This window comes from Coprococcus sp. AM14-16, from assembly GCF_003434675.1.
Lineage (GTDB): Bacteria > Bacillota > Clostridia > Lachnospirales > Lachnospiraceae > Coprococcus > Coprococcus aceti.
In genome coordinates, this window is the sequence record NZ_QTLL01000001.1 from 299,952 (window position 1) to 319,391 (window position 19,440).

18 protein-coding genes are annotated in these 19,440 nt (G+C 46.8%); all 18 read left to right on the plus strand.

Features of this window, described 5'->3' with window-relative positions; genetic code table 11:
* Positions 1–7 precede the first annotated feature (7 nt).
* On the plus strand, positions 8–1,120 hold the full coding sequence (locus tag DW159_RS01460; protein WP_242992592.1) for an FtsW/RodA/SpoVE family cell cycle protein: 1,113 nt from the start codon (positions 8–10) through the stop codon (positions 1,118–1,120).
* Positions 1,121–1,144: 24 nt separating this feature from the next.
* Positions 1,145–2,596, plus strand: a complete 1,452-nt coding sequence (locus DW159_RS01465; RefSeq protein ID WP_117548712.1) for a cell division protein FtsQ/DivIB — start codon at positions 1,145–1,147, stop codon at positions 2,594–2,596.
* 125 nt (positions 2,597–2,721) lie between these two features.
* Entirely contained in the window at positions 2,722–4,011 is a 1,290-nt protein-coding gene (gene ftsZ / locus DW159_RS01470; protein WP_022217215.1) for a cell division protein FtsZ, read from the plus strand.
* Positions 4,012–4,099: 88 nt separating this feature from the next.
* On the plus strand, positions 4,100–5,620 hold the full coding sequence (locus tag DW159_RS01475) for an NAD(P)H-hydrate dehydratase (protein WP_117548713.1): 1,521 nt from the start codon (positions 4,100–4,102) through the stop codon (positions 5,618–5,620).
* Positions 5,604–6,776 carry an alanine racemase gene (gene alr / locus DW159_RS01480; protein WP_330410576.1) on the plus strand — a complete coding sequence of 391 codons (1,173 nt, stop codon included), beginning with the start codon at positions 5,604–5,606 and terminating at the stop codon, positions 6,774–6,776. The genes DW159_RS01475 and alr overlap by 17 nt, the downstream gene beginning before the upstream one ends.
* A gap of 103 nt (positions 6,777–6,879) precedes the next feature.
* Positions 6,880–7,224: a type II toxin-antitoxin system PemK/MazF family toxin gene (locus DW159_RS01485; RefSeq protein WP_055144003.1), complete on the plus strand. Its 345-nt coding sequence runs from the start codon at positions 6,880–6,882 to the stop codon at positions 7,222–7,224.
* Between the two features lie 30 nt (positions 7,225–7,254).
* Positions 7,255–8,055 carry a hemolysin family protein gene (locus tag DW159_RS01490; RefSeq protein WP_117548715.1) on the plus strand — a complete coding sequence of 267 codons (801 nt, stop codon included), beginning with the start codon at positions 7,255–7,257 and terminating at the stop codon, positions 8,053–8,055.
* A gap of 46 nt (positions 8,056–8,101) precedes the next feature.
* Positions 8,102–8,851: a YebC/PmpR family DNA-binding transcriptional regulator gene (locus tag DW159_RS01495; RefSeq protein WP_015533161.1), complete on the plus strand. Its 750-nt coding sequence runs from the start codon at positions 8,102–8,104 to the stop codon at positions 8,849–8,851.
* A gap of 187 nt (positions 8,852–9,038) precedes the next feature.
* The gene (locus DW159_RS01500) at positions 9,039–10,775 is read left to right on the plus strand and encodes an ABC transporter ATP-binding protein (protein ID WP_117548716.1); all 1,737 of its coding nucleotides are present in this window, start codon (positions 9,039–9,041) and stop codon (positions 10,773–10,775) included.
* On the plus strand, positions 10,768–12,528 hold the full coding sequence (locus tag DW159_RS01505) for an ABC transporter ATP-binding protein (protein WP_117548717.1): 1,761 nt from the start codon (positions 10,768–10,770) through the stop codon (positions 12,526–12,528). Before DW159_RS01500 ends, DW159_RS01505 begins: the two co-directional genes overlap by 8 nt.
* Before the next feature lie 403 nt (positions 12,529–12,931).
* Positions 12,932–14,152, plus strand: a complete 1,221-nt coding sequence (locus DW159_RS01510) for an aspartate aminotransferase family protein (RefSeq protein WP_117548718.1) — start codon at positions 12,932–12,934, stop codon at positions 14,150–14,152.
* A 59-nt stretch (positions 14,153–14,211) separates the two neighbouring features.
* A complete protein-coding gene (gene queF, locus DW159_RS01515; protein WP_117548719.1) occupies positions 14,212–14,706 on the plus strand; it encodes a preQ(1) synthase in 495 nt (164 codons plus the stop codon).
* Positions 14,707–14,747: 41 nt separating this feature from the next.
* On the plus strand, positions 14,748–16,046 hold the full coding sequence (locus DW159_RS01520; RefSeq protein ID WP_117548720.1) for a bifunctional folylpolyglutamate synthase/dihydrofolate synthase: 1,299 nt from the start codon (positions 14,748–14,750) through the stop codon (positions 16,044–16,046).
* Positions 16,033–16,179: a hypothetical protein gene (locus DW159_RS13680; RefSeq protein WP_015533156.1), complete on the plus strand. Its 147-nt coding sequence runs from the start codon at positions 16,033–16,035 to the stop codon at positions 16,177–16,179. Before DW159_RS01520 ends, DW159_RS13680 begins: the two co-directional genes overlap by 14 nt.
* A 29-nt stretch (positions 16,180–16,208) precedes the next feature.
* Positions 16,209–17,819: a tetratricopeptide repeat protein gene (locus DW159_RS01525; protein ID WP_117548721.1), complete on the plus strand. Its 1,611-nt coding sequence runs from the start codon at positions 16,209–16,211 to the stop codon at positions 17,817–17,819.
* Between the two features lie 104 nt (positions 17,820–17,923).
* A complete protein-coding gene (locus DW159_RS01530; RefSeq protein ID WP_015533154.1) occupies positions 17,924–18,271 on the plus strand; it encodes an anti-sigma factor antagonist in 348 nt (115 codons plus the stop codon).
* 17 nt (positions 18,272–18,288) lie between these two features.
* The gene (gene spoIIAB, locus DW159_RS01535) at positions 18,289–18,726 is read left to right on the plus strand and encodes an anti-sigma F factor (RefSeq protein WP_015533153.1); all 438 of its coding nucleotides are present in this window, start codon (positions 18,289–18,291) and stop codon (positions 18,724–18,726) included.
* Positions 18,726–19,409, plus strand: coding sequence for a sigma-70 family RNA polymerase sigma factor (locus DW159_RS01540; protein ID WP_117548722.1), 684 nt, complete (start codon positions 18,726–18,728; stop codon positions 19,407–19,409). Before spoIIAB ends, DW159_RS01540 begins: the two co-directional genes overlap by 1 nt.
* Positions 19,410–19,440 lie beyond the last annotated feature (31 nt).

Sequence of the window (19,440 nt, forward strand, 5' to 3'; positions counted from 1 at the left end):
AGATAGAGTGAGAGATGCACGAAAACGGTGTCCGGGAGGATATGTGGATGTGACCATGCTCCTGGCGCTGGGGATGATTCTGATATTTGGGCTTGCCATGATATACAGTACGAGCAGTTACAGGGCGTACGACCTGTACGGAGATCAGATGTACTTTTTTAAAAGACAGGCACTTTATATGTTGCTGGCGATCCTCGCCATGTACATAGTGTCAAGATATGACTACAGGCGGCTGCTCAGGCTGTCTGCGGTCATTTTGCTGTCATCACTTGTTCTTCAGGTGGTGGTGCTGATAATAGGAACGGCCAGCCATGGGTCAGCAAGATGGATATATATTGGACCTATAGGATTTCAGCCATCAGAATATGCCAAGACGGCGATCATAATCTACACCTCGGCGAGGACTGCCGTGGAGAGCAAAAATCTGTGCAGACCGGGCTGCCTTATAAAGGTAATGATCCTGCCCGTGATCACCATAGCCCTGATCGGTGTGGAGAATCTCAGCACGGCTATAATCTGTTTTGCAATCCTTTTTGTAATATTGTTTGTGGGAAGCCCCAGGGTCAGACATTTTGTTCTGATCGGTATATTTGGTGTTGTCGGGAGTGTGCTTTTCATAATGTTCGCAGGCTACAGGGCGAACAGAGTCAAGATATGGCTTGATCCTGAGAATTACGCAGATGGCTATCAGACGGTTCAGTCGTTATATGCCGTTGGTTCCGGTGGACTGTTTGGAGTGGGCTTTGGGAGAAGTGTCCAAAAGATGGGGTTTATTCCGGAGTCACATAATGATATGATATTCTCAGTCGTGTGTGAGGAGCTCGGAATTGTCGGAGCGGCATTTATACTTATCATTTTTCTTATATTACTTAGGCGGATGGCTGTGACGGCCATGAATGCCAGAGACAGATTTGGAAGCATGCTCACAGCGGGAGTGATGGCACATGTGGCGGTCCAACTGCTGATAAATGTGAGTGTTGTCACGAATACCATTCCGCCGACAGGTGTGCCGATGCCATTTGTCAGTTATGGCGGAAGTTCGATAATTTTCATTCTGATGGAGATGGGGATAGTGATGTCCGTATCCAGAGGAATTTCGTATGACGAAACAGACATATGACAGATCCTTTAAAGGAAGATTTGAATGGAAAACAACAATAGACGAAATGTTAATAAAAATAGAATGAGCAGAAATGTTGATGTTGCGCAGACCAGACGTGAAAGCGGCTATGTGGATGTCATGACCGGAAAACGCCTCGACGGAAGGGTCAAGGTTCCGGTTGATAAGAGAAGACAGCAGACAGACAGCCGCAATGGACAGCGGAGAGCAGACGGAGATATGCGCCGCAGGACGGATGAGCAGACACGAAGAAGGCCTGATGGGGAGCACCGCAGAACAGGCGAACAGGCGCGCAGAAGACCAGACGGAGAGCGTCGCAGATCTGACGAGCAGGTGCGCAGAAGACCAGACGGAGAGCGCCGCAGATCTGACGAACAGGTGCGCAGGAGACCAGACGGAGAGCGCCGCAGATCTGATGAGCAGGTGCGCAGGAGACCAGATGGAGAGCACCGCAGATCTGATGAGCAGGTGCGCAGGAGACCAGATGGAGAGCGTCGTAGATCTGATGAGCAGGTGTGCAGGAGACAGGATGGAGAGCGTCGCAGACCGGATGACCGGATGCGCAGAGAGGATGCAGAAAACCGCAGATCCGAGGAGAGACGCAGGCGTAAGCAAGATCAGGCGGTTGCTGCAAAAAAGAAGAACAAGAAAAAACGCAAAAAAGAGGGCAGAAAGCTTACCCCGGAGGAGATAGAGAGAAAGAAGAAGCTGCAGGCGGAGAAACTTGCCAGAAGAAAGGCGAGACGTGAGAAGGCGGCAAGGATATTCAAGATAGTTCTCAAGATACTTCTCATTCTGGTGGTGCTGTGTGCTATAGCGTTTGTATACATACGTACATGTTATAAATTGAAGTCCATAAAAGTGACCGGAACTGATCACTACACTGACCAACAGATGGTCGATATCGTGACCGGCGGTAAGGATTATGGCAATACGCTGCTGTTTATACTTGAGAGCAGACTGAATCCTGCCCAGGATGTAACCTTTATAGATAAGATAGACGTCACATATGTGAACAGGAATTCAGTAGAGATCACGGTGTACGAGAAGGCCATGGCGGGCTGCATAAAGTACAGCGATCAGTATGCATATTTTGATGGCGATGGTATTGTGCTCGAGATATCCGATGCAAAGCTTGATGATGTTCCTTGTATAGAGGGACTTACAAGTGACAGCGTGGAGCAGGGAAAGAAGCTTGATGTCGGTGATTCGGGATTCTTCCAGGAGATACTGACTATGACACAGCTCATTTACAAGAGCGGAATACAGATAGACAAGATTACTTATGACACAGATCAGAATCTCATACTTCACAAGGATGGAATAAAGATCAGGATCGGCGACGGTGAAAACCTGGAGACGAAATTCATGAATCTTGAGAGCATACTTGAGAGCGTGAAGGGTAAAAAGGGAACTCTTGATATGTCGAATTACAGTGAATCGCAGAGGAACGTTATCTTTAAAGAAAATAAATAAAAAATTTCTTGCGTAATGATATAAAAAATCGTATTATATAGGTACTAATGCGATAAAACGGTCAGCTTTTGAGCAGATGACAATGATTGATGGATAAAGAATAAGTATATAAGGAGGATGCAACCGTGCTTGAGATAAAATCAAATGACGAGAGAACACCGGCAAGGATTCTTGTAATTGGTGTCGGCGGTGCAGGTAACAATGCTGTTAACAGAATGATCGATGAGAATGTTGAGGGAGTGGAACTTATCGCTATCAATACAGATAAGCAGGCTCTTTCACTCAGCAGAGCTACAACAAAGATCCAGATAGGTGAGAAACTTACCAAGGGTCTTGGTGCTGGTGCAAAGCCTGAGATCGGTGCCAGCGCTGTAGAGGAGAATAGAGAAGAGATCGTAGACATCATCAAGGACGCCAACATGGTATTCGTAACATGTGGTATGGGTGGTGGAACAGGAACAGGCGCTGCCCCTGTCGTTGCAGAGATGGCACGTAACCTTGGTATCCTCACAGTCGGAGTTGTCACAAAGCCATTTGGTTTTGAGGGCAAGCCTCGTATGAGAAACGCAATCGAAGGTATAGAGAGACTTAAGGAGAATGTGGATACACTTATTGTTATCCCTAACGACAAGCTCCTTCAGATCTGTGATAAGAGAACAAGTATTCCCGATGCGCTGAAGAAGGCAGATCAGGTACTGCAGCAGGGTGTTCAGGGTGTTACAGACCTTATCAATAAGCCGGGTCTTATCAACCTTGACTTTGCAGATATACAGACAGTTATGAGAGATAAGGGTATCGCTCATATCGGTATAGGTTCAGCAAGCGGAGAGAACAAGGCTGTTGACGCCATCAAGGAGGCTATGGATTCACCACTTCTTGAGACAACCGTTTCGGGTGCAACAGATATCATCGTAAACTTCTCAGGTAACATTGGTATCGTTGAGGCTTATGATGCTGTTACATATCTTACAGAGCAGGCTGGAGATGGAGTCAACATCATCTTCGGTACAGTTGACAATGACAACATGGGTGAGGATATAAGCATCACGATCATTGCTACAGGTCTTGAGAGATCAGGCGAGAGCGATGTCACCGCAAGATATGCAGGTACTGCATCTCCTATGGGAACAATGACCACACCTAAGCCAGCAGTTACAACAACACCTGCTGCAGAGCCAAAGACTGCTACATATGCAGGCCAGAGCCTTGGAACACACAGCACTCAGACAAGCACAAGACCATCGTTCCTCGGCGGTCAGACAACTGAGACTGCTCCGGCAGCAAAGCCAGCATACACAGCACCTGTGACACCAGCACAGCAGACACCTGTAACATCAACACCAGTTGAGCCGGCACATGTGTCAAGACCAAAGACAGAGAGTATCAAGATTCCTGATTTCCTCAAGAAGAGATAAGGAAGAGATCGGAAGATTTTTATAGGTAAGTATAAAACGGGTAATTTCGAGAGAAATTATCCGTTTTCTTCAATAAGGAGGCAGAAATATGTTTTATGTTGCAGACCGAACAGAGATGCAGGAGATAGACAGGCTGACCATAGAGGAAAAGGGTGTGCCAGGGATTCTGCTTATGGAGAGAGCTGCGATCACCGTGCTGGAGGAGATAAATTCCAGACTGAAGTCTATAAACGCGGACAGAAAATTAAAGTGCCTTGTGGTTGTTGAAGGCGGCAATAACGGCGGGGACGGACTGGCTCTTGCGAGACTTCTGTACCAGCAGGGAGATATTGTCCATGTCTGTTATATAAATGGAATATCGAGAGTAAGCGACAGCTTTTCATATCAGCTTGAAATAGCGAAAAAAATCGGCATACAGGTGACGGATCACATCATTGACAGTGATTACGATGTGGTTGTGGACGGAATATTTGGCGTCGGACTCAAGCGTGATGTGGCGGGAATATGGAGAGAGACCATAGAGACGATGAACGGACTTGTCGGCTTTAAGGTTGCCATAGATACCCCGTCAGGTGTGGATGCCAGCACGGGGCAGATCATGGGATGTGCATTCAGGGCAGGCATGACGGTCACATTTGGACTGAATAAAAGAGGGCTGATATTTTATCCCGGCTGCGAGATAAGCGGAGAGGTCGTTGTGAGAGACATAGGATTTGCACAGGCTGAAGTGGACAGAGTACACCCGGTGGCATATTCCTACAACAGAGACGATCTGTGCATGCTTCCGGGACGGAGTGATTCATCAAATAAGGGAACATATGGAAAGCTTGCGGTGATAGCTGGAAGCAGAGACATGTCCGGTGCCATGACATTTGCGGCGGAGGCTGCATACAGGATGGGAACAGGGCTTGTGAAGATATACACACATATCGACAACAAGGAGATAGCAGGAGTAAGAATTCCTGAGGCAGTGCTTATGTGCTATAGCAACAAAGATGAAGCGGAGCAGTGTGCAAGGGATGCCGTGGAGTGGTCGGATGCCATACTGATCGGTCCTGGTATAGGAAAAGGCGATGCGGCAAGGAGTATGGTGGAATATATTATGTGCGAGGCCGTGCAGACCGTGATCGCGGATGCGGATGCCTTGAACATAATATCCGAAAAGCCCGATATTCTTGGAAGACACAGAGGACCGGTGATCGTAACGCCACATATAGGAGAGATGTCAAGACTTACAGGCGTCGCCATACCGGATATAAAAAAGAATATATTAGAGGTGTGCAAAGACTTTTCGATGGAGTATAATGTTGTAAGTGCGCTGAAAGATGCCAGAACATGCGTAAGTGACGGCAGGGATGTGTACATAAACACATCCGGTAATAACGGTATGTCAACTGCGGGGGCAGGGGATGTGCTTGCCGGTATAATAGCTGGGCTTGTCTGCACCGGACTTGGTGCGTATGAGGCTGCGAAGCTGGGAGTATATATACATGGGTTGGCAGGAGATATGGCGGCAGAGCACAGAGGAAGAAATGCAATGATAGCCAGGGATATAGTGAGCGCTATATCGGAGGTTATAAAAGGAGCAGAACATGATGGACAACAGTAACTTTAACAGAGTGCAGGCTGTGATAAATCTTGACAATATAAGGGATAATATCACGGCTATGAAGAGGCTTATAGACGGTGATAAGAAGATGCTGGCGGTCATAAAGGCAGACGCCTATGGACACGGCGCTGTCGAGGTGGCAGAGGCACTTGATGATCTGGTGGATTTCTTTGCAGTGGCATTCATCGATGAGGCTTTGGAGCTCAGAAGAGCAAATATAGATAAGCCCATATTGATACTGGGCTACACAGATCCCTCGGATTACGAACTGATTATCAGATATGATGTTAGACCTGCCATGTATGAGGTGGACGATGCACAGAAGCTCTCGGATTTGGCGATGAGCATGAATACAAAGGCAAAGATCCATATCAAGGTCGATACAGGCATGGGAAGAATCGGATTCACATGTGATGAAGATGGCGTGAAGAACATAGAAAAGATCAGTCAGATGCCGGGCATAGAGATAGAGGGGATATTTACCCATTACGCAAAGGCTGATGAACTCGACAAGACCGCTGCAAATGGTCAGCTTGAGAAGTTCAGGTGGATAAACAGCCAGCTTGAGGCACTTGGAATACACATACCTGTAAGGCATATATCTAACAGTGCGGGTATCATGGAGATGGACAATTCGGATTTTGATATGGTCAGATCGGGAATAGTCACATACGGACTTTATCCATCAGATGAAGTAGATAAGAATATAGCGGCTTTGAAACCTGCTATGAGACTTATGTCCAAGGTTATATTTGTGAAGGACGTAAAAGCCGGAACAGGTATAGGATATGGATGGTCCTATATAGCGGATCATGATATAAAGGTTGCGACGGTGTCGGCAGGATATGCCGATGGATACCCAAGAGCACAGTCCAATATAGGCAGAGTTATCATCCATGGAGAGTATGCTCCGATCATCGGAAGGGTGTGCATGGATCAGTTCATGGTTGACGTGAGCCACATTGATGGTGTAAAAGTAAGAGATGACGTAACTCTCATCGGACAGGATGGAGACAGAGAGGTAACTGTCGAGGAGGTGGCAGCGCCTGCCAACAGCTTTAATTACGAGCTGGTATGTAACATATCAAGACGAGTTCCGAGAACATACATAAGGGACGGCAGAGAGCTTGGACAGGTAAACTATCTTCTGGATTAACGAATAACCGGTACTGTCATGGGCAATACTTTTTTTAGAGTGGAATACATACTATATAAGTATATAGCCACATTCAATGAAAGTATTTGTGGGGTGAACAGAATTGGTGATCAGACGTGGGGATATTTATTACGCGGATCTAAGACCGGTGGTTGGATCGGAGCAGGGAGGCATACGACCTGTTATAGTAGTTCAGAATGAGGCTGGGAACAGACACAGTTCCACGGTCATAATAGCTGCGATAACCAGCAAGATGAAGAGGCCAAAACTTCCAACACATATCATGCTTGATTCTTCAAGCTGTGATATAGCGAAGGATTCCGTCATATTGTTGGAACAGCTCAGGACTATAGACAAACAGCGCCTGAAAGAAAAGGTGTGTCACGTTGACGCTGATGTGCTGAGGCGCGTTGATGAAGCTCTGAAGATAAGTCTTGAACTGGCATAAAATAATATATGAGGTGATACAGACAATTATATGAAGATTTTTAACAAAAAATCAGAAGAGGAAAAGGTAGAAGAAGAGATCATATCCATGGTGAACGAGGGAAATGAGCAGGGACTTATAGAGGACTCTGAGGCCCAGTTTATTACAAACATATTTGAGTTCACTGACAAGGAGAGCAGAGATGTGATGACGGCCAGATTGAACGTCATGGCTATAGACAAGAACTCTGATCTGGACGAAGTCATGGAGATAATGATAGAGAATAACTATTCAAGATATCCGGTGTATGACGGTGATCTTGACAACGTAGTTGGAATAATCTATTTCAAGGATTTTGTGAAGGAATATCTGCGCGATAAGACGAAATCACTGGCTGAGATCATGGTTGAGGCTACATTTGTACATCCTACGTACAACATAGCAAAATTGTTCCGCAGGATGCAGACAGCAAAGATACATATGGTCATAGTTGTGGATGAGTATGGTCAGACAGAGGGAATTGTGACCATGGAGGATATTCTGGAAGAGATAGTCGGCAATATACTTGACGAGTACGATGACGCCAGCGAGGATATCAAGAAGCGTGGCGATATGTACATAGTCAGTGGTAAGGCTGAACTGGATGAGCTGAGTGACGTTCTGGGGATAGAATTCCCGGACGAGGACTTCCAGACGCTGAACGGATTTCTGCTGTATGAGCTGGGGAGACTTCCATATGCGGATGAGGAGATAGAGATAGTGTATCAGAACTACAGATTCACTTCCCTGTCGGTAAATAACAACATGATCGGTGAGGTAAAGATCACAAAGGTTGAAAAAACACCGCAATAGTGATAATATACGTAACTAGTAATCAAGAGAAAGAGGAGAATTAACGATGTCAGGACATTCAAAATTTGCGAACATCAAGCACAAGAAGGAAAAGAACGATGCAGCAAAGGGTAAGATCTTCACAATCATTGGTAAGGAGATCGTGGTAGCAGTAAAGGAAGGCGGAGCAAATCCTGAGAACAACAGTAAGCTTCGTGATGTAATCGCCAAGGCGAAGGCAAACAACATGCCTAACGATACTATCAAGCGTGGTATCGAGAGAGCGGCAGGAGATGCAAACTCAGTAAACTATGTAGTGAATACATATGAAGGCTACGGTCCTAACGGTACCGCCATCATAGTAGACACTCTTACGGACAATAAGAACAGAACAGCAGCCAATGTGCGTAACTGCTTCACAAAGGGTGGCGGTAACGTAGGTACAACAGGCTGTGTATCATATATGTTTGATCACAAGGGACAGATCATCATTGCAAAGGAAGACTGTGATATAGATGCAGACGACCTCATGATGATGGCACTGGATGCAGGAGCTGAGGATTTCTCAGACGAGGATGACAGCTACGAGATCATCACAGCACCTGAGGATTTCTCGCAGGTAAGAGAGAGCCTTGAGAAGGAAGGCATAAAGATGGCTGAGGCTGAGCTCACAATGATACCTCAGAACTATGTTGATATAGACGATCCTGAGGTTGTCAAGAAGTTCACAAGGATTATAGATATGCTTGAGGAGGACGATGACGTTCAGGCAGTATATCACAATGCAAATCTTCCGGAAGAGGACGATGAGGACTGATATATAATTGCAAGGGATATGATAACATTGGTAACAGACAATTACTCAGATAATCAGCACCATTGCAGCATAGCTTGAAATAGAACTTCCGCACCTTATATATGGTGTGGAAGTTCTATTTGAGTAATGATGACATGGATGGTATCTGTGTCTGTTATATACGGAATGAGTATTGTTAGGAGAAGAGATGAAGGGAATACTTAGATATCTTAAGGACTATAAGAAAGAGTCCATACTTGCCCCGCTTTTTAAGATGTTGGAGGCAACATTTGAATTGCTTATCCCGATCGTCATGGCAAATGTAATCGATGTCGGTATAGCAGGGCGTGACATAAGCTACGTTGTGAAGATGTGTCTCGTCATGATACTTTTGGGAATTATCGGTCTGGTGTGTTCTATCACCGCCCAGTATTTTTCGGCAAAGGCTGCTACAGGATTTGGAACAGCACTTCGAAATGATCTGTTCAGGCATATTACATCACTTTCATACACAGAGATCGACAGCATAGGAACATCCACACTGCTCACGAGAATGACCAGTGACACGAACCAGGTACAGACAGGAGTCAACATGGTGCTCAGACTGTTCCTCCGTTCACCGTTCATAGTGTTCGGTGCCATGATCATGTCATTCACCATCGACGTGAAGTCGGCCATGACATTTGTGGTGACCATACCGGCACTTTCAATTGTTGTGTTCGGTGTTATGGCACTCAGCATACCTCTGTTCAAGAAGGTGCAGAACAGACTGGACAGAGTCACACTGCTCACCCGTGAGGGACTTGAGGGCGCGAGAGTTATCAGAGCCTTCAACAGACAGGACAAGGAATTTGAGGAGTTTGACAAGTCCACGGATGACCTGATGAAGTTCCAGCTCCTTGCAGGACGTATATCAGCGTTCATGAATCCTGTCACTTATGTGATAATCAATCTCTCAACCGCAGCTATAATCTGGATCGCAGCGGGACAGACAGATGCGGGAATCATCACACAGGGAAAGGTCGTCGCACTTGTCAACTATATGTCACAGATACTCGTCGAGCTCATCAAGCTCGCAAACCTTATCGTGACGATCACCAAGGCTGTTGCCTGCGCAAAGAGAATAAATGCGGTCATGGATCAGCAACCATCGATAACAGACGGAACAGGCAAGGCAGCAGGATCACCGGCAAATACTGTAAAGGTAAGCTTTAGGGATGCAAATCTCAGATATGCTGGGGCCGGAGCAGATTCCCTGTCAGATATAACATTTGACGTGGCACCGGGCGAGACTGTGGGAATCATAGGCGGTACGGGTTCAGGAAAGAGTTCTCTTGTAAACATGATCCCAAGATTTTACGATGCCAGCCAGGGAAGCGTGTGCATAGACGGAGTTGACGTAAAGGACTACACCCTGGATGAGCTCAGGCATAAGGTCGGAGTGGTACCGCAGAAGGCTGTATTGTTTGCCGGAACAATAGCAGACAATATCAGGTGGGGCAAGCAGGATGCGACTGAAGCAGAGATAGACGAGGCGCTTGAGATAGCCCAGGCCAAGGAGTTTGTAGACGGCAAAGAGAATGGAATATACTTCAAGATCACCCAGGGGGGCAAGAACCTGTCGGGTGGACAGAAGCAGAGGCTTACCATAGCCAGAGCGGTCGTCAGAAAGCCTGAGATACTGATACTGGATGACAGCGCATCGGCGCTAGATTTTGCAACTGATGCGGCTCTCAGAAAAGCAATCAGGGAGAAGACAAAGGGCATGACTGTATTCCTTGTGTCACAGAGAGCGTCGACCATCATGAATTCGGATAAGATCATCGTCATGGATGATGGTCAGATAGCCGGGATAGGAACCCACAGACAGCTGCTTTCTAACTGTGAGATATACAGGGAGATATGTCAGTCACAGCTTTCGGAGGAGGAACTGTCTCATGAGTAAAGATAAAGGGAATAAATCAGTAAATAAAAAGACGATACTCAGAATACTGAAGTATATCAAGAGATACAGGTTCCTCGTGGTTCTGTCTCTCATATGTGCAGCCATATCGGTCGTGCTCACACTGTATGCACCTATCATCATGGGACATGCAGTTGACAGGGTTGTTGGACCGGGAAAAGTAGATTTTACAGGACTTAAAGGAATGCTTGCAAAGCTTGTGATTGTGGTCGTTATAACGGCTGTTGCACAGTGGGTCATGAACGTGCTCAACAACATGATCACATACAGGGTGGTTAATGATGTAAGAACAAAGGCATATGAGAAGCTTGGCAGCCTGCCGCTCTCATATGTGGATTCACATACACACGGAGACATAGTCAGCAGGATCATAGCTGACGTAGACCAGTTCTCAGACGGACTTTTGATGGGATTTACACAGCTATTCACAGGAGTTATGACTATAGTAGGAACACTGTGCTTCATGCTGTCGATCAACTGGATCATAGCCATTGTGGTCGTATGTATCACTCCGGTATCACTCTTTGTTGCGTCATTCATAGCAAAGAGAACATACAGTATGTTCAGGAAGCAGGCTGAGATCAAGGGTGAGCTCACATCCCTTGTAAATGAGATGGTTGAGAACCAGAAGGTAGTCACAGCATTCTCCATGGAGGATGAGACCTGCGGCAGATTCCAGGAGGTCAATGGAAGACTTAATGTGGCAGGACTTCATGCTACATTCTTCTCATCGATAACAAATCCTAGTACAAGATTTGTCAACAGCCTCGTGTACACAGGCGTTGGAATCATAGGTGCCATAACAGCTATAAAGGGCTTTATATCAGTTGGACAGCTCACAAGTTTCCTGAGCTATGCAAATCAGTATACAAAGCCGTTCAATGAGATATCAGGCGTTGTCACAGAGCTTCAGAACGCGCTGGCATCCGCTGCCAGAGTGTTTGAGCTTATAGACGAGGACCCAGAGGCTGCAGAGCCTGCTGGCGCACACGAGCTCACAGACGTTCACGGTGAGGTGGACCTTAAGAATGTTGACTTCTCATACAACAAAGATGTGGAGCTCATCAAGAACCTCAATCTGAACGTGAAGAACGGACAGAGAATAGCAATAGTGGGACCTACAGGCTGTGGTAAGAGTACAGTCATCAACCTGCTCATGAGATTCTACGATGTGGATGCCGGAAGCATATCCGTGGATGGATATGACATAAGAGAGGTCACAAGAAAGAGCCTCCGCGGCAATTACGGAATGGTACTTCAGGAGACCTGGCTTAAGAGTGGCACGATAAGGGACAATATAGCATACGGAAGACCGGACGCAACGGATGAGGAGATCGTCGAGGCTGCAAAGCAGTCACATGCACACAGCTTCATCAAGCGACTTCCTGACGGCTACAACACATATATAACCGAGGACGGAGGAAACCTGTCACAGGGACAGAAGCAGCTCCTCTGTATAACCAGAGTAATGCTGGATCTTCCACCTATGCTCATACTGGATGAGGCAACATCATCCATAGATACAAGAACTGAGATAAGGATACAGAGAGCATTTGCCAAGATGATGAAGGGCAGAACAAGCTTCGTGGTTGCACACAGACTGTCAACCATCAAGGAGTCAGATGTCATCCTAGTCATGAAGGACGGGCACATCATCGAACAGGGAAATCACGAGACACTGCTTGCAAAGGGCGGCTTCTACACGAATCTGTACAATTCCCAGTTTGCAAGATAATACAGAGAAATGCATAAATATAAAAGGGCTGTGCTTTGAGGTATACCTCACGGTACAGTCCTTTTTAACGGTGGTTAAAGCATTTATCTGTTATATTTCACGAACGCTTGCCAGTGGCGGGCTTTGTGTATATAATGTATGCGTGCGAGATGCGATACTCAGTGAAGTAGATTATAGGCAATTGCGAAATTCAAGAATTGAACATGCAAGAGGTGTTTAGCCGTACCAGATCAGGGGAATACGAAGTCGCCGGTACTTAGATGGCGCGTCAGCGGCATCTTTAGTACCGCTGCAGACTGAGTTAAGTGGAAACGACCCCTGATTGGTATGCTAAAGCACCTCTGCATATGTAATCATGTTTCGCAATTGCCTATAAAGTAGATAAAGGCAAAAGGAGAGAAAGATGAAGGTTAGTGAATCAGGTTATACAAGAGAAGAACTTTTAGAGATAGTAGATACATATCTGGCAGAGCAGTCCAGAAGATGGGAATTCATAGAGGAGAAGGGCGATGGCATGTATGTGTACGCTGAGAACGGCGACAGATACCTCGACTTCTTCGCAGGAATAGCGGTAAGCAGCGCGGGAAATGCCAACAAGAAGGTTGCAAAGGCCATAGCTGACCAGGCTGCAAATGTAATACATGCATCCAACTATGCATATACACTTCCAATGATACTCCTTGCAAAGAAAGTGTGTGACACCATAGGCATGGAGAAGATCGTGTTCCAGAACTCAGGAACAGAGGCAAATGAAGCCATGATCAAGATGGCTAGAAAGTACGGCGTGGACAATTACGGACCGGACAGATATAAGATCGTGACAGCGAAGAACAGCTTCCACGGAAGAACATACGGTGCACTGTCGGCAACAGGCCAGCCTGATTCGGCCTGCCACAAGGGATTTGCACCACTCCTTCCGGGATTCACATATGCAGAGTATAACAACCTTGAGGACTTCAAGAGCAAATGCGATGAGAACACCATAGGAATCATGGTGGAGCCTGTACAGGGCGAGGGTGGTGTATACCCTGCAGACCCTGAGTTCCTTAAAGGACTTCGTGAGTTCTGTGATGAGAAGAACATGCTGCTCATGTTCGACGAGGTTCAGACCGGATGGGGAAGAACCGGAGACATCATGGCATATATGACATACGGCGTAAAGCCTGATATGGTATCCATGGCGAAGGCCATCGGAGGCGGAATGCCTATAGGAGCGATGTGTACAAGTGCCAAGATTGCATCAGCATTTACACCTGGTGCACACGGTTCAACATATGCAGCCAACCCTGTATGTTGTGCAGCCGCACTTGCAGAGATAGATGAGATACTTGACAACAAGCTCTATGAGAATGCAAAGGAAGTAGGAGCATATTTCATGGAGAAACTCAAGGCACTTCCTTGTGTCAAGGAGATCAGAGGACGTGGTCTTCTTATAGGCGTTGAGTTCAACAAGCCTATCGCATTTGAAGTAAAGCACAGAGCGCTTGAGAACAAGCTCCTCATAACAGCGGTAAGAGACAGCATCATAAGGATCGCACCTCCACTTATCGTTAAGAAGGAGCACTGTGACGAGGCTGTTAAGCTGCTCATCAAGTCTGTGACAGAAGCACTGCAGGAGCAGTAATACAGCGTGATCATATAGCAGAATAAGCATGAATCATAAAAGTAATATAGGAGACTATAATGGGAAGAAGTAAAGAAGAGATGGAGGGTGTGACCCTCCTTGGAAATAAAGACGTAAAGTACAGCATGGACTATGCACCTGAGATGCTCCAGACATTTGATAACAAGCATCCGGACAACGACTACTTTGTAAAGTTCAACTGCCCTGAGTTCACAAGCCTCTGTCCGATCACCGGACAGCCTGATTTCGCAACTGTGTATATATCATATGTGCCGGGGGAGAAGATGGTGGAGAGCAAGTCATTGAAACTGTATCTGTTCAGCTTCAGGAATCACGGAGACTTCCATGAGGACTGCATGAACATCATCATGAATGACCTCATAAAGCTGATGGATCCAAAGTATATCGAGGTGTGGGGCAAGTTCACACCGAGGGGAGGAATCTCCATAGACCCATACTGCAATTACGGCAGACCGGGAACAAAGTGGGAGGAGGTTGCCTGGAACCGTCTGGCAAACCACGACCTCTACCCTGAGAAAGTTGACAATAGATAATTGGGTCTGAGCAGCACGCACGGACGGATAGGAGAATCATAATGGCGGATTACAGAGAGACTGTGGATTATATATTGGGTATTCCGCTTTTTGCACAGAAGATTGGCAAGGAGAACCTTTCCAGTCTTTTGTGCCGTTTGGGGAACCCTGAGAAGGCTGTTCCTGCGATACATGTGGCGGGAACCAACGGAAAGGGCAGCACATGCCGCGCTCTGGCGCAGATGCTTGCAGCCTGGGGATACAGAGTGGGATTGTTCATATCACCCCATCTCGTGTCCATAAACGAGAGAATACAGATAAATGGTACAAATATATCCGATGACGATTTTGTGTCGGCATTTGAGACCGTAAAGGGGCAGTTCATGGAGCACCCTTCGTTCTTCGAGGTCATGTTTGCCATGGCGGCGGTGTATTTCAGACAGCAGAAGTGTGACTTTGCCGTATACGAGACAGGAATGGGCGGAAGACTGGATGCGACAAATGTCCTGACGCCGGAGCTTACGATCATCACGTCGGTGGGAATGGATCACATGGAGTATCTTGGCGATACGATAGAGAAGATAGCTTATGAGAAGGCAGGCATCATCAAGCCGGGTGTTCCGGTGATATATTTCAGGCGGGATGAGGCGGCTGCGCGGGTCATAGAAGATACTGCCAAAGAGCGTGGAGCGGACATAATTCCGGTCGAAAAATCAGATTATATAATAAATCATTTGGGGAACAAAACCATTGATTTTTCATTGCATAATCGGTATTATAGTTATTGCAATTTACAGATACAGAAGACATCACTGTACCAGGTGGAGAATGTCAGCCTTGCCGTGACAGCATTCAGGATGCTCATGGAGAGGCGGAATGTACCGGAACAGGATATAGAGAAGACCGTGAGGAATGCACTCCTGCAGTTCTACTGGGAGGGCAGGATGGAGGAGATAGCTCCCCATATATATGTGGATGGTGCCCACAATGTGGAGGCTGTAAATGCATATATAGAGACCATGAACAGGCTTCATGGGGAATATGACAAGATACTGGTATTTGCGGCGGTGAAGGATAAGGAGTATGACTCCATGATACATTTGCTTGCCGGAAATATTACGTTTGGCAGGATAATAGTCACAAGCGTTGACAGCAGCAGAAAGGCGGATTCCGCAAAGCTGGCGGAGATATTCTCGGCGTGTACGGATACTCCGGTCATGGTCAGCGATGAGATTGACGATGCCATGGATATGGCAGTGGAGCTCAGAGGAGACAGAGAGAATACCAACATATACTGCGTTGGTTCCCTGTATCTGGTGGGCGGTGTCAAGAGATGGAGGAACAGACATGATCAATTTTGATGAAGAGATAAAGAGGTTTAAGCCGGCACTTGAACTTGACCAGGCAGAGGATGCAATATACAACAATGATCTCAAGGACATCATGGATGTCATGCAGGAGATGATGAGGGTTGCAAAGGAAGCAGAGAAGTAAAGAACACAGATTGGTCGGGAGATTAAGATATGGCAGATGTACTGAATTGTAAGCACTGCGGTGGAGCGATAGCCGTCACAGGCTACTGTACCAGGTGCGGACTGAAGATAGATTACGTGAACAAGGCTCTCAACTCGTCAAAGTACTATTACAACATAGGGCTTGATAAGGCGAGGGTCAGGGATATGTCAGGTGCGGAGGAGGCGCTCAAGCTGTCTCTGAAGTATGACAAGATGAATATAGATGCCCGGAACCTTCTTGGACTGGTGTACTATGAGACCGGAGAGATAGTTCAGGCGCTCAGCCACTGGGTAGTGAGTGTGAATTATTTTGATGGCAAGAATGTCGCCAAGAGATACATCAAGGAGATAAAATCCAACCCACACAGGCTGGAGGCGGTGAACAATGTAACCAGAAAGTATAATCAGGCGCTGGTATATGCGAAGCAGGGCAGCAAGGATCTTGCCTTTATACAGCTCAGAAAGGTACTTTCCGACAACAGCAGATTTATACAGGGATACCTGCTCCTTGCACTTCTGTTCATCGACGAGGGAAGATATGACAAGGCTCGCAAGGCACTCAAGCGTGTCATCAAGATAGACAGGACAAATCCAGTGGCGGTCAGATATTTCAATGAGATGGGCCACACTGATGAGGAGATCATGAACTTCAGGGATTATCCGCAGGAGGACTACGATGTGGATTCTCTGTTCGTGGATGACCAGAAGAAGCTCATAGCCGGCAACAGCGAGGTGGATTTTGATGGGGATCCGATTCCGGTTGGAAGATACAAGGACATCAATTTCTACAAATATTCCATCGCTTATATCATAGCGGGAGTTGTTCTGGGACTTGCGGCCATGTGGACGCTCATCATCCCGCACAGGGATAAGGTGGCTGACAATTCAGAGAGAGACCTGAAGGTTACATTCAGTCAGGAGATAGCGGATAAGAATGTGGCCATATCGGAGCTCCAGTCACAGGTGGACAGCATGACCACCAAGCTCACAAATGCTGAGACTGAGGCGAAGAACCTTCAGACACAGATAGATAAGTATGGCGATTACGCTTCACAGGTTCTGTCGGATGACAATAAGGCAAGGGTACAGTCAGCAATCTATAAGTACGAGGCCATGACATATGAGGCTGCCATAGATGATCTGAACAGAGTTCTTCAGGATACACCTAACAGCGATGTGGCACTGTTCTACAAGGCGATGTGTTATCTGAAGCTTTCTGATGATAACAATGCCACACTGGTATTTAACCAGCTTGTTGAGAACTGTCCGAACTCCGTATACTACACGGTTGCGTGTGATTATGCGGATGAAGATGCCATACAGGCGGGACTTGAAAAGAAGAATTCTGCAAGTACAGCCAGCACGAACACGGGCGACGGAACAGATACAACCGACAGATCAAGCACAAGTGACGAAACAGGTACAACCGACAGCACGGACACAGGTGACGGAACAGATACAACCGACAGCTCGTATACAGGTGATGGAACGGATACGACCGACAACACGTATACGGATGATGGAACAGGCACCATCGACAATACGTATACAGGTGACGGAACAGACACGACCGACAGTTTGTATACAGGCGATGGAACAGATACAACTGACGGACAGTAACGAAAGATATATAAAAAGATTATAATTTATAGAAGGCACAAAAGAGACGGATAAGGATTAACCGTTTCTTTTGTGCCTTTTATTTTGTGACAGGGGGATTGAAGATGAATATCTACGAGAAAATGGGGGATACTATAATCGTATATATGCCCAGAGAGGTGGATGATTATGCGGCGGTGAAGATGACCGCAGGGATAGACGGAGTATTTGCCGAGGAGGTGGTGAGACATGCCATATTTGATTTTGGCAGGACAACGTTCATGGACAGCTCGGGGATAGGACTTATAACGAGAAGGTACAGACAGCTCCACGACAGAGGGGGAAGCGTTGGGGTGATAAATGTAAATGCGAGAATGGACAGGATACTGCTCATGTCCGGTATATACAGGATCGCGACAAGGCTGGACAGCGGTGTCCGGGATGAGGCTGAGGATTGGACAGATAAAATATAGATAACGAGGAGAATGGTATGGATAAGAACAGATTGATCATGGAATTTGGCTGTGATGCCCGGAATGAGGCTGTGGCGAGAGTCGTGGTGGCGGCTATGCTGACGAGGACAAATCCTACACTCAGTGAGGTGGAGGATGTCAAGACGGCGGTGTCGGAGGCTGTCACGAATTCGATAATACACGGATATGGATCCGGTGAGGGAAGCATAATCCTGGAGGCATACATAGAGGAGCGCACCCTGTACATAACGATCACAGATCACGGCTGCGGCATAGAGAATGTCGACAGGGCAATGGAGCCGCTTTACACCACTGTCACGGACGGAAGCAGATCGGGCATGGGATTTTCATTTATGGAGGCTTTCATGGATGAGCTAAAGGTAGAATCCCGCGTGGGTGAGGGAACCGTGGTAAATATGAAGAAGATAATAGGAAAAAGTCAGGAGATATATTGATGGCGGATAATCATCGTTTGCTTGAACTTGCAAAAGATGGAGACAGAGATGCCAGAGATAAACTTGTGACGGACAATATGGGACTGGTGGTCAGCGTTGCCAGAAGATATGTGGGGAGAGGACAGGAACTTGAGGATCTTATACAGATAGGGCTTATAGGCCTTGTAAAGGCCATAGACAGGTTTGATATGGACTATGAGGTAAAACTGTCCACGTATGCGGTTCCACTCATTCAGGGGGAGATTAGACGCTTTCTCAGGGATGACGGAATGGTGAAGGTCAGCAGAAATCTTAAAACGATATACTACAGGGCAGACAGATACAGACACGAGGTCGAAAAAAACAGAGGGACTGAGCCGGGAATGGAGGAGATATGTGAGGCTATAGGAGCGACTCCTGAAGAGCTTGTGATGGCGATGGACGCGGCATCGGATGTGACATGCATAGATGATCTTCACGCGGAGATGTGCGGCATGGAAGATGGAGACCGCATCGTGGACAGGCTGTGTGTATCGCAGCTTCTGGACACGCTCACGCCGGATGAGAGAAAACTTGTGGTGTTGAGGTATTTTCAGGACAAGACGCAGGGACAGACAGGGCAGATCCTTGGCATGAGCCAGGTGCAGGTGAGCCGGCTTGAGAAAAAGATACTCGGAAGACTCAGATGGAAAATATTGGAGTAATATCAGCCATATACATGGACAGACTATTCTT

What these genes read in the sequence shown, in the direction of transcription:
- DW159_RS01540 (WP_117548722.1), top strand. Translation starts at nt 18,726, where the DNA reads ATGGCGGATAATCATCGTTTGCTTGAACTTGCAAAAGATGGAGACAGA.
- DW159_RS01465 (WP_117548712.1), top strand. Translation starts at nt 1,145, where the DNA reads ATGGAAAACAACAATAGACGAAATGTTAATAAAAATAGAATGAGCAGA.
- DW159_RS01490 (WP_117548715.1), top strand. Translation starts at nt 7,255, where the DNA reads ATGAAGATTTTTAACAAAAAATCAGAAGAGGAAAAGGTAGAAGAAGAG.
- DW159_RS01475 (WP_117548713.1), top strand. Translation starts at nt 4,100, where the DNA reads ATGTTTTATGTTGCAGACCGAACAGAGATGCAGGAGATAGACAGGCTG.
- spoIIAB (WP_015533153.1), top strand. Translation starts at nt 18,289, where the DNA reads ATGGATAAGAACAGATTGATCATGGAATTTGGCTGTGATGCCCGGAAT.
- alr (WP_330410576.1), top strand. Translation starts at nt 5,604, where the DNA reads ATGATGGACAACAGTAACTTTAACAGAGTGCAGGCTGTGATAAATCTT.
- DW159_RS01530 (WP_015533154.1), top strand. Translation starts at nt 17,924, where the DNA reads ATGAATATCTACGAGAAAATGGGGGATACTATAATCGTATATATGCCC.
- DW159_RS01520 (WP_117548720.1), top strand. Translation starts at nt 14,748, where the DNA reads ATGGCGGATTACAGAGAGACTGTGGATTATATATTGGGTATTCCGCTT.
- DW159_RS01510 (WP_117548718.1), top strand. Translation starts at nt 12,932, where the DNA reads ATGAAGGTTAGTGAATCAGGTTATACAAGAGAAGAACTTTTAGAGATA.
- queF (WP_117548719.1), top strand. Translation starts at nt 14,212, where the DNA reads ATGGGAAGAAGTAAAGAAGAGATGGAGGGTGTGACCCTCCTTGGAAAT.
- DW159_RS01500 (WP_117548716.1), top strand. Translation starts at nt 9,039, where the DNA reads ATGAAGGGAATACTTAGATATCTTAAGGACTATAAGAAAGAGTCCATA.
- DW159_RS01505 (WP_117548717.1), top strand. Translation starts at nt 10,768, where the DNA reads ATGAGTAAAGATAAAGGGAATAAATCAGTAAATAAAAAGACGATACTC.
- DW159_RS01495 (WP_015533161.1), top strand. Translation starts at nt 8,102, where the DNA reads ATGTCAGGACATTCAAAATTTGCGAACATCAAGCACAAGAAGGAAAAG.
- DW159_RS13680 (WP_015533156.1), top strand. Translation starts at nt 16,033, where the DNA reads ATGATCAATTTTGATGAAGAGATAAAGAGGTTTAAGCCGGCACTTGAA.
- DW159_RS01525 (WP_117548721.1), top strand. Translation starts at nt 16,209, where the DNA reads ATGGCAGATGTACTGAATTGTAAGCACTGCGGTGGAGCGATAGCCGTC.